10 protein-coding genes are annotated in these 12937 nt (G+C 54.3%); 7 read left to right on the top strand and 3 right to left on the bottom strand.

The features are described from left to right. The first annotated feature begins 67 nt into the window (after nucleotides 1-67). From CYPRO_RS01840 to CYPRO_RS01850, 3 genes are all read left to right on the top strand, one after another. Nucleotides 68-1618, top strand: coding sequence for a hydroxymethylglutaryl-CoA reductase (locus CYPRO_RS01840; RefSeq protein ID WP_114982965.1), 1551 nt, complete (start codon nucleotides 68-70; stop codon nucleotides 1616-1618). 100 nt (nucleotides 1619-1718) lie between these two features. Beyond that, nucleotides 1719-2480 (top strand): HAD-IIA family hydrolase, encoded by a 762-nt coding sequence (locus tag CYPRO_RS01845; protein WP_270049191.1) that lies wholly within the window; start codon nucleotides 1719-1721, stop codon nucleotides 2478-2480. A 36-nt stretch (nucleotides 2481-2516) separates the two neighbouring features. Then, nucleotides 2517-4004, top strand: a complete 1488-nt coding sequence (locus tag CYPRO_RS01850; RefSeq protein ID WP_114982970.1) for a hypothetical protein — start codon at nucleotides 2517-2519, stop codon at nucleotides 4002-4004. 121 nt (nucleotides 4005-4125) lie between these two features. On the opposite strand, the gene CYPRO_RS01855 is transcribed toward CYPRO_RS01850, so the two are convergent. Continuing rightward, entirely contained in the window at nucleotides 4126-5247 is a 1122-nt protein-coding gene (locus CYPRO_RS01855) for an SGNH/GDSL hydrolase family protein (protein ID WP_114982972.1), read from the bottom strand. A 156-nt stretch (nucleotides 5248-5403) separates the two neighbouring features. After that, on the bottom strand, nucleotides 5404-7341 hold the full coding sequence (locus CYPRO_RS01860; RefSeq protein WP_114982974.1) for an alpha/beta hydrolase family protein: 1938 nt from the start codon (nucleotides 7339-7341) through the stop codon (nucleotides 5404-5406). A gap of 263 nt (nucleotides 7342-7604) precedes the next feature. On the opposite strand from CYPRO_RS01860, the gene rpmB reads away from it, so the two are divergent. From rpmB to metH, 4 genes are all read left to right on the top strand, one after another. Then, nucleotides 7605-7838 (top strand): 50S ribosomal protein L28, encoded by a 234-nt coding sequence (gene rpmB / locus CYPRO_RS01865; RefSeq protein ID WP_114982976.1) that lies wholly within the window; start codon nucleotides 7605-7607, stop codon nucleotides 7836-7838. 17 nt (nucleotides 7839-7855) lie between these two features. Then, nucleotides 7856-8029, top strand: a complete 174-nt coding sequence (gene rpmG, locus CYPRO_RS01870) for a 50S ribosomal protein L33 (protein WP_164682893.1) — start codon at nucleotides 7856-7858, stop codon at nucleotides 8027-8029. Nucleotides 8030-8062: 33 nt separating this feature from the next. Next, on the top strand, nucleotides 8063-8233 hold the full coding sequence (locus CYPRO_RS01875; RefSeq protein ID WP_114982980.1) for a DUF4295 family protein: 171 nt from the start codon (nucleotides 8063-8065) through the stop codon (nucleotides 8231-8233). A gap of 476 nt (nucleotides 8234-8709) precedes the next feature. Further along, nucleotides 8710-12420 (top strand): methionine synthase, encoded by a 3711-nt coding sequence (metH, locus tag CYPRO_RS01885; RefSeq protein WP_114982982.1) that lies wholly within the window; start codon nucleotides 8710-8712, stop codon nucleotides 12418-12420. A 13-nt stretch (nucleotides 12421-12433) separates the two neighbouring features. On the opposite strand, the gene CYPRO_RS16490 is transcribed toward metH, so the two are convergent. Beyond that, nucleotides 12434-12604, bottom strand: coding sequence for a hypothetical protein (locus CYPRO_RS16490; protein ID WP_164682446.1), 171 nt, complete (start codon nucleotides 12602-12604; stop codon nucleotides 12434-12436). Between the last annotated feature and the right edge of the window lie 333 nt (nucleotides 12605-12937).

The raw sequence follows: 12937 nt of genomic DNA on the forward strand, positions 1-12937 counted from the left end.
TATCACCTTTAGGCGCAATACTATCCTTTTTTGAATTCGACCTTTACACCCTTAATGAACCCTTCTTATGTTTAAAATACCAAGCCTTTTGCTGCGCAAACTATACACCTACGGCAGCCTGATGAACACCAAAACCGGTTTCCGGTTTGAAGCCAAAAACCGCCTGAGCGACGCCAATGTGCTCGGGGTATATGGCATCGTAGTTGACGGTCACGAATATGAAGCCGCCAAAGTGACGGTTGAACTGATGGACGGACGCAAGCTGCCCATTCGGGAAGTGACCGCTGAGAACAACATTGATCTGAAACTGCGCGATACGGTTGTGTTTCATGTAGAAGCTGAGCCCCTTGAAAAGGGCAAGCATGAAGTCCGGTTCAATTTCCTCACGGAGAAAGTCGGCAAGCTGAGCGTTCAGGTGGAAGACGCCCTTGGCGAGGTGTCCGAGCAGCGGGTACGCATCCCGCTTGATAAGAAAAACGACTATAGTCCTGAAGCGATTAAGGCCCGTCAGGAATTTGTGGAGCAGTACAGCGGCACCAAACTGAAGCACATCCCGCACTATTCTATCGATCCTGAAACGACGCAGGGAAACTGTGAAGCCTTCACCGGTGTCGCGCAGATTCCGCTTGGGTTTGCCGGACCGATTCAGGTAAACGGCGAGCATGCGCAGGGTGAATTTATCGTGCCGCTTGCGACAACGGAAGGTACGCTCGTGGCCTCCTACAACCGCGGCATCAAAGCCGTGAACCTTTCCGGGGGCGTGAAGTGTACGGTTTCGGTTGACTGCATGCAGCGCGCGCCGGTTTACATTTTTGACAATGCCCGTGATGCCCGTGATTTTGTGGACTGGATCAATCAGCCGGCCAACATGGCGCGTATACGCGAGGAATCTGAGGCAACATCGAGCGTCGCAAAGCTGCTCTATATTGATTCTTATCTCTCGAATAAGTTTGCCTACCTGCGCTTCAACTTTGCGACGGGCGATGCCGCCGGGCAAAACATGGTAGGCCGGGCAACGTTTGCGGCCTGTTCGTGGATTCTCGACGCCTATCCCGGCAAGACCCGCTTCTATCTGGAATCCAACTTTGCGACCGATAAAAAAGCGTCGCAGGTTAATGTGATGCGCACGCGCGGCAAGCGGGTAACTGCGGAAGCCGTTATTAAACGGAACGTGCTGATCGAGACCCTGCGCGTGGAGCCGGAGAGCCTGTACTATCACAACGGCGTATCGACCATCGGAGCCTTCATCAGCGGCGCCAACAACAATGGGGCGCACTCGCCAAACGCCATCACGGCCATGTTCATCGCACTTGGTCAGGATGTGGCAAATGTCTCGGAATCCTCTGCCGGTATCCTGTACTCCGAGCTGACTCCCGAAGGCGACCTGTACATTTCGCTCACCATCCCGTCACTGATTGTAGCAAGCTATGGCGGCGGTACCGGACTCGCAACGCAGCGCGAGTGTCTCGAAATCATGGATTGCTACGGGCGCAACAAAGCGAAGAAACTTGCTGAAATTATTGCAGGTGTAGCCCTTGCAGGCGAGCTTTCCCTTGGTGCCGCCATTTCATCGCTTGACTGGGTGTCAAGTCACGAGAAATACGGCCGCAACCGCTAATACTTTATGCTGATTCGGGGTGACGGGCATCCGGTTCGGGTGTCGTCATCCTTTTTCTTTTTCAACCCAACGTATCTCATTTCAAAAAATCCCAGGCTGTTTGAAATCGCATCTCTTACTTGATATGGATGGCGTTGTACTTCATGACAACGACCTCATTCCCGGCGCCGACCGTTTCCTGCATACCATCATGGAGCGCGGCATTGATTTCCGCTTCATCACCAATTACCCGTCCCAAACGCCGGCTGACCTCCAAAACCGGCTCCGCGCTGCCGGGGTTGACATTCCCGTGGAAAAATTCTTCAACTCGGCCATGGCTACCGCGGCCTTTCTTTCCAAGCAAAACGGCAAGAAAGCCTACGTGATCGGCGAGGGCGCCCTCACGCATGAGCTGTACAAAATCGGCTTCACGGTAACGGATATTGATCCGGATGTGGTCGTGGTAGGAGAGACGCGCTCCTACAATTGGGAGATGATCCGCAAGGCTTCTTATTTTGTCAAAAACGGGGCGCGCTTTATCGCGACCAATCCTGATGTAGCGGGTCCCGGCGGTTCACCGGCTTGCGGAGCGCTGTGTGCGCCCATTGAGCGCATCAGCGGGAAGAAGCCGCTCTACATCGGCAAGCCTAGCGCCTTTATGCTGCGTGCTGCCCTCGACAGTATGAAAGCGCACAGTGAAAATTCTCTCATTATTGGCGACAACATGCATACCGATATTCTGGCCGGGGTACAGGCAGGCGTACAAACCGTGCTGGTGCTCTCCGGTTACAGCAAGCTGGAAGACCTGGATTTATTCCCCTACCGACCGAACCATGTGTTTAACGCGCTGGGTGAAATAGATCCTGATCAGCTTGAGCTTTAATCGCTTTATTTCCTTCAAAAATAACACAAAGCCGCTATGAAAACCTTAAACGCTCCCCGACTCCCGTTTTGCGGATACGCGCTTGCAGCCATCGTGCTGATGCTTCCCTTTTTTGCTTCATGTGCATCTGAGGAAGCCCCGGAGCCGGTTCCCGGTCCTGAAGTGCTTATACCAGCCGCTGCATATAACGATGGCACGCCTTATTTCAGAAATGACCGGATTTATCTGGAAGATTACAGCAATGCCTTACACGCAATTTTCATGACTGCCGGCAATTCGCGAAGCTCCGAGCTTGCAAACGAAAATTACCGACCTGAACTGGCAGAACAATCCAATCCTCGGGCGCAGCAGTGGCTTGACCTGGTGCAGCTCACCGATTCCTTTTTTAACAGCAGCGGACGCTTCACCCCGTACTTTACCCGGCAGGATGATGGCTTTGTCCCGGCGCAAAAAACAGATCTTTCAGTGTACCCGCATCTCGTTTACGCCTATCACATGCATCACCGGGGCGGCCGCTTTTCCGATGAAGCTATCGAGCAGGCACTGTACTTTCAGCCGCTAAACTACCTTGTTTCACCCGGCCGCTACCTGCTGCAGAACCATTACCGCGACGGTGCCTTTTTTGATGATGACGGCCGTATCGATTACCGCAGCATGAGCTACGCCCTTGGCGGCATTCACGGGCATATCTACTCGTGGGTGATCTGGGCCAAGCCCGACGGGGAGGACAACATGGGCATGGTAGATGAAGCCCGGCTCACCGGCTGGATGCAGTTCACCAAGGAAGAGATGGCGGACATCGCTCTGGAAGTAGCGGCCTATCTCGACGCTGCCTGGGATTCCGAACGGCAGATTTATGTGTTTCAGGATGATATGATGGATGCCGCATGGAGCATTGATGCCCTTGGCGCCATGATTCGCGGCCACAAAGCACTGTACGAAGCGCTCTATATGTTTGGGCAAGGCACCGAAACCATGTTCGCGGCACGTCAGTTGTTCGACCGCTCGGTCATTTTGTTTGAACATGCCGAAGCCCTTGCCAAACCCTGGGGCTTTCCGCAGCGGATTTCCTTCACCGCTGACGGACCGGTTGCCGCCGCAACCTATACCGAGCCGTATCACACCTTTCAGTTCATGAACCACATCGGCGGCGGTTTTTCATGGGATCGTGAACTTGAAGGTACCTCAGGTTTTATCGGGGAACATCAGCCTGACATTCCGCGGCGTGTTGGAGCATTAAGCGACATGCTGCTGCAGGGCGCCCTGGACCACATGATGCCTGAAGGCCGCGTTGTAAAGCAGCTCTCCTATGAAAATGGCAGCGTAAAAGATCAAATGACTGGTATTTCAGCGGCCGGCATGTTCGTCACCGCTGCGGGTAACATCTACCGCAAAGGAAGTGCTTTCGAACGCGCCTCGGACTGGGAAAGCGTTACGGATGATGTACGTGAACGCAGCCGCTTGCTGTACGACGCAAAAATAGCGCACACAGCATTCATTGAGCAGTTTCTGGACGGAATGTAGCGAGGGAAAATAAAATAATCCGCATGAAGCTCCGGGAGATGTTTCCGGAGCATCATGCGGTATGATTTCTCTCTGAATTTGTAAGCCCTGGCTTTGAAGACGAAACCGATTAAAACCGCAATCAGGGTAAGGCGGTACCGGACTGCTGTTGCAGCGCTGCTGTATCTGTCAGCACCTCTGACATACCGTTGGCGATAATAGTCCCGGCTACTGCAGCGCCGGCATTTGAAAAATGGAACATATCATAAAAATACTCAGACGATTTTTCCATGGTACCGGCTAAATCAATCAGGGGAATGTCATAGGCATCAGCAACTTCACGGGTTACGTCGTTGTACAACTCGAGCACACGCCACAGCTGATACCCGCTTCCTCCCCTGTACAAGAGTTTTGCCAAATCAACCCCGGTTACCGGGTCAGTGCCTGCTCCGGCCAATATGGCCTGCGTAATCAAAACCGGCGTAATGCCTGACTCAAGGGACATTTCCACAAAGCGGCTGAGGCGCGTCCGGTATGCATCGGTAAAGTAATGAGCATGCCAGGCAACTGCCCGGTCAGCTTCCTCCCTGTCAATGGCATCCAGTACGGGCTGTTGCTTGAGATCTAAAAACTGATGCCTGATCCCGGCATCGCCCGCAAGATACATCCGATACAGATGCAGTAGTGTCGCGACCGTTTCGCTGTAGTAAGAAGCTGATCTGATGAAGTCAGCGGGCGATGAAAACCGAAGTCCGGATCGGATACGGCGCTCATGGCTGTCACTTCTGCCAATATCGTTCAGACCCGCTTTCACGAGAATAAAATCAGGCTGCAGGGACAGCAGGTAGTCTTCAAGGAGAACGAGGTGCCCGATGGTTGAGTGACCGTCCATTGCAGCATTGTTGACCCAGACTTCATGCCCCGCGGCTTCAAGAGAAGAAGCCATAACGGCGGGCCAGTCCCTGCCATCAGAGAGGTAGAAGCCCTCCGTAGTGCTTCCCCCCACGGTGATGATACGCGGCACATCCTGCGGAAGCGCATCGGGTTCAGGGCCTCTGAAGCCTAAGCTGTTTTTGGTATGCCTGATCTGCGTATCGAGGCCGGGTACTTCTGCCTGCCGGAACTCATAAACCGCATGATAAGGCAGCAGAATACGGTCGCCCCTCACCCGGATTTCAACGGGACTCCATACCCGCAGCAACACCTCTGCCAGCAGTAAGGCTGCAAAAAGTCCCAGGAAAAATGCTGCAAGATTCTTCAGCATGACAGTATCCGGATTAATTTAATTGGCAAGTGCTGATCGGGGGAAATTTATGAGGCCCATGAAGTGCGCATTCCTGCTGTCAGCTTGCATGCAGGAAGAACATTTCAGGGGCTTTTATAGGGTGAGGCGTGCGTAATTCAAAACACGACCCGCTAATCAGTTTCGCAAATGGCGCGCAAAAAAGCCTAACATCGTTTTATAGAGTTCGATGCGGTTCTCTTCGTGCTGAAAGCCGTGCCCTTCGTTGTACTTCACCATATAAGGCACGTGGAAACTGCGTGCACGCAGGTTGGCGACCATCTGATCGGACTCGTTGATGTTCACCCGCGGATCATTCGCGCCCTGTACCACATACACCGGACGCGTAATTTTCTCTGTGTTCAGGGCCGGGGAAACCTGTTTCATAATTTCCTGATCGGTTTCATCTTCAAAATCGTACCACTGTGCGCGGAGCTGACCCATGAAGGGTTTCCAGTACGGCGGGAAGGATTCGTAGAAGGTGAAGAGGTTGGATACGCCCACGTAATCTACGGCGCAGCAGTACAGCTCCGGGGTTTTGACGAGGGAGCCGAGTGCGGCGAGTCCGCCGTAACTGCCGCCGTAAATCGCAACACGCTGCGGGTCGATGCTAAAGTTTTCGAGGGCGAAAGCAACGCCATCTTCCAGGTCATCGAGCATGCGGCGACCAATTTGCTTGCTGCCGGCGAGGTAGAACTTCTTGCCGTATCCGCCGGAGCCGCGGTAGTTGATTTGCAGGGTCGCATAGCCGCGGCTTGCAAAAAGCTGCGCCTCGGGGTTGAAGCCCCACTCGTCCCGCGGACCATACGGGCCGCCGTGCGGATTCACGATCAGCGGCACTTTTCCTTCGGAAGCTTCGGCGGGCAGGGTGAGGTAGCCGTGCAGGGTGAGTCCGTCGCGGCTTTTAAACTGCACCGGACGCATCTCCGCCATGTCAGCCGGATTGAGGTGCGGCATCATCTCCGCGATTTTTTCGAAGCTGTCGGAGGCGGTGTCGTACAGGTAGTAGGCGCCGTAGTTGCGGTCGCTGCCGGCATACAGCAGGTAGCGGGATTCATCATCCGTGCGCCCGGCAACGCTGAATTCCATCCCCTGAAAATACGCGGTAAAAATGCTGTGAAGGCGCGTGAAGGTCTCACTCACGGGGATGATGATGTCTTTTTCACCGGTATAATAATAGAAGTCGATCTCGAAGCCGCGCTTGCGGGACGTTGTGAGGCCACCGGCATCGTAGGTTTCGTGCCGGAACAGGGTCTCGGTTTTGGTGCGGGTCGCAAGGTCGTAGCGGATGAGCTCTTCGGTGTCACTTTCGAGATTGGAGCTTACGTAGGCGAGGTGCGGGTTATCGGAGGTATAGTCGAATCCCAGTAGTCCGAAGCTGTCCTGCCAGCCGGTGCGCACGACTTCTTCAAAAGGCGCGTCTTCATCTTTACGATAAAGCAGCACGTATTCAACCCCGTTTTCCTGACGGGTGAGCGCCCGCAGCCGGCCGTCTTTGTCGAACTGATAGCCCATCACCGGCGACATCGGGTTGTCGTTGGTGTACAGCTTTTCGAGGGCGCCGGTGTTGACATTGATCTTGTAGGGCTCGAACAGCTGCGGGTTTTCCTTGTTCATCTGTATGATGATGTGTTCCGGATCTTCCTTGAGCTGATTGAGCAGCATTACCTTCACCCCGTCGAAAGGGGTGAGCGCCTGAAAGCCGGTGCCGTCCACATTGATGCCGTAGAGCTGATGGTTTTCGTCCCCGCTTTTGTCCTGCACGTAGAGGAGGCGGTCGTCGGTGACCCACAGGTAGCCGTCAATCAGCTCGTCGCCTTCATCGAGCACTTTCCGGACTTCACCGGTTTCGAAGTGCCGGACGAAGATTGGGCGGCGACCGTGTTCGTCGCGCTCGCGGTAGGCGATCCAGGTGCCGCCGGGGGAGAGTTTAAAGGCCGAGAGGGCGGGCTTTCGGAAGTAGTCTTCTACAGAGTAGCGGTAGGTGCCGGTGTCGAGGGCGGCGAGGGACTGAAGTTCTTCTTGTGAGGAGGGCAGTTCCGGGTTACCGGGCAGCGTTGGGTTTTCTGTTTCCATGAGAATAGTATGGTATGGTACTAAAGGTCAGGTTGGGATGCCGGATCGGAGCGCCTGTTTGCTGTGCCCGCCGGCGTGATGGGTCCAAAATAAGGCACACCCGCAAGCTTTGAAATAAAATTGGTTTTGATTTCATTTCCCCTTATTTTTGCAATCTGTATAAAAACAGGAAGCTTTGCAGCGCACAGGTATATCAGATTCGTTGTGCTGCTGCAAAGCTTCCTTTTTAACCAAGTATATCTCCATCCCAAAAAAGAAATCCCATGTCACGCAGAGACGATATTACAGGGTCTAAAGCCATGAACGGCTACCGTTCATCGAAGGCGAACAATAAGACCAAGCGTCTTTTCCATCTTAACCTTCAGAAAAGAAAGTTCTACATTCCGGAAGAAGACCGCTGGGTAACGCTGAAGGTTAGCTCCAAAACCCTTCGCACCATCAACAAGAATGGAATTTACGCCGTGCTGAAGAAGAACGGATTACTTAACAAAATCTAATTCGATAAAGGAGCTGCATTATGGCAAAAGCAAAAGGCAACCGTATTCAGGTTATTCTGGAATGCACCGAAAAGCCCGGTACTTCCCGCTATGTTACCACTAAAAACCGCAGAACGACCACCGGTCGTATGGAACTGAAGAAGTACAATCCTGTTCTGCGCAAGCACACTGTGCACAAAGAAATCAAATAAGTAATTCATTTTTAACCCGAAAGGTTATTTACAATGGCTAAGAAGCAATCATTCGGTGAAAAAGTGCTTGCCGCTAAAATGGCACAGCGCAAAATGGCGAAAGTCATCATCGCACATAAATCCCAACAGGGCTCCGCGAAATTTAAGGAAGCAATCGTTGATGCAGATAAAATCAATGATTTCATTTCTGCCAACCGCGCCTGATCTCTACCTGTTTTTTTGCAGTTACTGCCGCCCCCGCATTTTTTGTGACGTGTTGTAGTTGTAGTTGTAGTGAGTAAAAAGGTTGTATTCCTTCCGGAGTGCAACCTTTTTTATTTTTACTGCACACGGTTTGGCAATTTGCTGAAACCTGCCGGATGAAAAGATCCGGAGCACGCCCGGGTTGGTCGCCGAACGTATAGAGCGGTAAAGCCCGAATAAAAAAAGCAAGGGCTTTATCTTAGGTTTGGGGGCTCGGGAGCTGACACCCCAACTCCTGATGTTCACGGAGTTTTCCCAAAAAAAACACAAGACAGAAATGGCGGGATTGCCGGTCTCAGGCTTACCCTGAGGTAGCACTTCCCTGTCGAAAATATTGCAGCGGTCGCTGCTGAATTGCAGGCCGTTGTTTGCTGTTACGCCTGCTGTTTTAAGCGGGTGGTCTTCACCTGATATCTTGCCGGAAATCACTAAAAATTATGTCTGATAACACTATTGCACCTGCCAAAACTGAAACCCTGAAAAACCTGCTGCGCACGCGCGTGCTGGTGCTCGACGGCGCGATGGGAACCATGATTCAGAAGCACAATCTCGAGGAAGAAGATTTTCGCGGGACCCGTTTTCAGGACTGGCCGGTGAACCTGAAAGGCAATAACGACCTGTTGAGCATTACCCGGCCGGATATCATCAGGGGGATTCATGAGGCTTTTCTGGAAGCCGGTGCGGATATCATTGAGACCAATACTTTTAGCTCGAACCGCATTTCGCTGGCGGATTATCAACAGGAGGCCTTCACGCATGAGCTGAACGTGGCCTCAGCCCGTCTTGCCCGTGAAGCTGCCGATGCCTTTACCGCGCAAAATCCCGATAAGCCGCGTTTTGTGGCCGGTGCGATGGGGCCGACCAACCGCACGCTCTCGATGTCACCGGATGTAAACGACCCCGGCTACCGCGCCGTGACCTTTGAGGAACTCAGCGCGGCCTATTATGAGCAAATCGAGGGTTTGGTGGAAGGCGGCGCTGACATCCTGCTGGTTGAGACCATTTTCGATACGCTCAACGCCAAAGCTGCGCTCTACGCCATTCAGCAACACGCGCAGCATACCGGCATGCAGCTGCCGGTGATGATTTCCGGGACCATTGTTGATCAAAGCGGACGCACGCTTTCCGGGCAGACGACCCGCGCGTTCTGGACGTCTCTTATGCACACGCCCAACCTGATTTCCATCGGCCTGAACTGCGCGCTTGGCTCCAAACAAATGCGTCCGTTTATTCAGGAGCTTTCCAGGGTTTCGCATGTGTGCACGAGCCTGTACCCGAATGCGGGGCTGCCCAACGAGTTCGGGGAGTATGATGAATCTGCCGAGTACTTCGGGAATGCGATTCGCGACTATTTAAATGATGGTTTTCTGAACTTGGTCGGCGGCTGTTGCGGTACGACGCCCGAGCACATTGCTGCTGTGGCGCGACAGGCGGCACAGGCGAAACCCCGCGAACTGCCGCGTCCGACACGCCTGCTTTCGCTTTCGGGACTCGAGCCGCTTGTCATCACGCCTGAGACCAATTTTGTGAACATAGGCGAGCGCACCAACGTGACCGGCTCACCCCGTTTTGCGCGTCTCATCAAAGAGGACAATCTCGACGAAGCCCTATCCGTGGCGCGTCAGCAAGTGGAGAACGGTGCGCAGATTATTGACATCAATATGGATGAGGGCATGCTCGATTCCGAGGCCCTCATGCGGCGCTTCCTGAACCTGCTCGCCGCCGAGCCGGATATTTCCCGCGTGCCGGTGATGATTGATTCCTCGAAGTGGAGCGTGCTGAAGGCCGGACTCGAAAGCACGCAGGGCAAGTGCGTGGTCAACTCCATCAGCCTGAAAGAAGGCGAGGAAGCCTTCAAAGCACAGGCCCGCGAAATCATGAAATACGGTGCGGCGGTGGTTGTGATGGCCTTCGATGAGCAGGGTCAGGCCGATGTGTACGAGCGCAAAATTGAAGTCTGCGCCCGCGCCTACCGCATTTTGGTGGATGAAGTCGGCTTTCCGCCGCAGGATATCATTTTCGACCCCAACGTGCTGACCGTTGCTACCGGCATTGAAGAGCACAACTCCTATGCCCTCGATTTTATCCGGGCGACAAAGTGGATCAAAGAAAACCTGCCGCATGCGAAAGTGAGCGGCGGCATCAGCAACATTTCGTTTTCCTTCCGCGGCAACAATCCCGTGCGCGAAGCCATGCACTCGGCTTTCCTGTTTCACGCAATCCGTGCGGGTCTCGATATGGGCATCGTGAACGCGGGCATGCTCGAAGTGTACGACGACATCCCGCAGGACCTGCTCACGCATGTGGAGGACGTGCTCCTGAACCGTCATCCGGACGCGACCGAGCGGCTCGTGACTTTCGCCGAGAATTTTGTGTCCAACGGCAAACAGAAGGAGGTCAAAACCCTGGAATGGCGCGAGAAAAGCGTGGAAGAGCGCCTGCAGTACGCCCTGCTCAAAGGCATCGTGGATTTTGTGGAAGACGACACCGAGGAAGCACGCCTTAAATACCCGGAGCCGCTTCAGGTGATTGAAGGTCCGCTGATGGACGGCATGAACGTGGTCGGCGATCTTTTTGGCGAAGGCAAGATGTTTCTCCCGCAGGTCGTGAAAAGCGCCCGCGTGATGAAGAAATCGGTAGCCGTACTTATTCCGTACATCGAAGAGGCGCAGCGTCAGGCGCAGACTTCAACGGCCAAAGCCAAGGTGCTGCTTGCAACGGTGAAAGGTGATGTGCACGACATCGGCAAAAACATCGTGGGCGTCGTGCTTGCCTGCAATAACTTTGAAGTGATTGATCTCGGGGTGATGGTGCCTGCCGAAAAAATTCTGGAAGAAGCACAGCGGCAACAAGTGGACGTGATCGGCCTGAGCGGACTCATCACGCCTTCGCTCGATGAAATGGTGCACGTGGCCAAAGAGATGGAGCGCCTCGGTATGAAGATTCCGCTGCTGATCGGTGGCGCGACGACTTCCCGCATTCACACCGCTGTGAAAATTGCCCCGCACTACTCCGGCCCGGTCATTCACGTGCTTGACGCCTCCCGAAGCGTACCGGTCGTGGGCAAACTTACCACCGAAAGCATGCGTGAGGGCTTCGCGTCGGAAGTCCGCAGCGAGTACGAAACCCTGGCCGAGGGGCACCGCAACAAGGGCGAGCGCGAAAGCTACCGCAGCTTTGCCGCAGCCGTCGCCAACCGGACCCCCATTAACTGGAAAGCTGAAGATCTGGCCAAACCCAACAAAACCGGGATTCAGGTTTTCGAAGATGTGGACCTTGCCGAACTGCGCCCCTACATTGACTGGACGCCCTTTTTCATCACCTGGCAGCTCGCGGGCAAATACCCCGCAATTCTCGAGGATGAAATTGTAGGCGAACAGGCACGGCTGCTGTTTCAGGACGCCAATGCGCTGCTTGATGAAATCATCCGCGACAAAAGCCTGACCGCGAAAGCGGTAATGGGCATTTTCCCGGCCAACGCGGTGGGCGAGGATGTCGAGATTTACAGCGACGAGAACCGCACTGAAGTCCGGGCCGTATTCCGCATGCTCCGGCAGCAAACCCAGAAGCGCGCGGGTCAGCCCAACCGCTCCCTCGCGGATTTCATCGCACCCAAAGAAACCGGGCTGCCCGACTACTTCGGCGCCTTCGCGGTCACTACCGGCATCGGCATCGAAACCCTGCTCGAACAATGCGCCCGCGAGAACGACGATTACAAATCCATCATGATTAAAGCCGTAGCCGACCGGCTCGCCGAGGCCCTTGCCGAGTACCTGCACGAGCGTGTCCGCCGTGAAATCTGGGGATACGCCCCGGAGGAAAACCTCACCAACGACGAGCTCATCCGCGAGCACTACCGCGGCATACGTCCGGCGCCGGGCTACCCCGCCTGCCCTGATCATACCGAAAAACAGACCCTCTTCGACCTGCTGCTCGTGCCCGAAACCACGGGCATCAGCCTCACCGAATCCTTCGCGATGTACCCCGCGGCCTCAGTCAGCGGCTTCTACCTCGCCCACCCCGAATCGGCCTACTTCCGCGTAGGACGCATACAACGCGATCAGATCGAAGACTACGCCGCCCGCAAAGGCACCTCCCCCGAAAGCTGCGAACGCTGGCTCGCCCCGAATTTGGGCTACGAACCGTAGGCAGGCCAAACCATTAGCGAAAGAGCAGGCGGGAAAAGCCTGCCCCCGGCATTTCAGGCATTTCCCGCATCCGGGCGTATCGTAGGGGCGTACCCTTGTGGTCGCCGCCTCGGAGGTCGGAATACGCACACACCCAAATTCCAACCCGAATGCCTGAAGCGCCCATCCCGGCATTAATGCGCATTTCCGACCAGGTTTATAGTCTGGTTATTAAGGCATCCAGGCCGAATCGCGCATTTTGGTGTATCCCGCATCCGGTGGTATCGTAGGGGCGCACCCTTGTGGTCGCCCATCGGAAGTTGGAATAAGCACACAACCAAATTCCGACCCGAATGCATTAATCCCATCCCCGAATGAACGCGCATTTCCAAACCGAGCGAGATAAAGCTTTGCGCCCTATAGGGTTTTTGGTGTTGTCCGTAAAAATAAGATTATCGTTAAAATATTTTTGCAATATCGAAAAAGCGCTTTAGTAATCTAAAAAAGCGCTTTCATGTAGTCTATGTCTTTGTTTTTG

The sequence above is a fragment of the Cyclonatronum proteinivorum genome (genome assembly GCF_003353065.1).
In the GTDB taxonomy this organism is placed as follows: Bacteria; Bacteroidota; Rhodothermia; order Balneolales; family Cyclonatronaceae; genus Cyclonatronum; species Cyclonatronum proteinivorum.

Bases quoted from the DNA above. Each gene is read 5' to 3' on its own strand.
- CYPRO_RS01875 (WP_114982980.1), top strand. From the start codon at position 8,063: ATGGCTAAGAAGCAATCATTCGGTGAAAAAGTGCTTGCCGCTAAAATG.
- CYPRO_RS01850 (WP_114982970.1), top strand. From the start codon at position 2,517: ATGAAAACCTTAAACGCTCCCCGACTCCCGTTTTGCGGATACGCGCTT.
- CYPRO_RS01840 (WP_114982965.1), top strand. From the start codon at position 68: ATGTTTAAAATACCAAGCCTTTTGCTGCGCAAACTATACACCTACGGC.
- CYPRO_RS01855 (WP_114982972.1), bottom strand. From the start codon at position 5,247: ATGCTGAAGAATCTTGCAGCATTTTTCCTGGGACTTTTTGCAGCCTTA.
- CYPRO_RS01860 (WP_114982974.1), bottom strand. From the start codon at position 7,341: ATGGAAACAGAAAACCCAACGCTGCCCGGTAACCCGGAACTGCCCTCC.
- rpmB (WP_114982976.1), top strand. From the start codon at position 7,605: ATGTCACGCAGAGACGATATTACAGGGTCTAAAGCCATGAACGGCTAC.
- metH (WP_114982982.1), top strand. From the start codon at position 8,710: ATGTCTGATAACACTATTGCACCTGCCAAAACTGAAACCCTGAAAAAC.
- CYPRO_RS16490 (WP_164682446.1), bottom strand. From the start codon at position 12,604: ATGCGCATTAATGCCGGGATGGGCGCTTCAGGCATTCGGGTTGGAATT.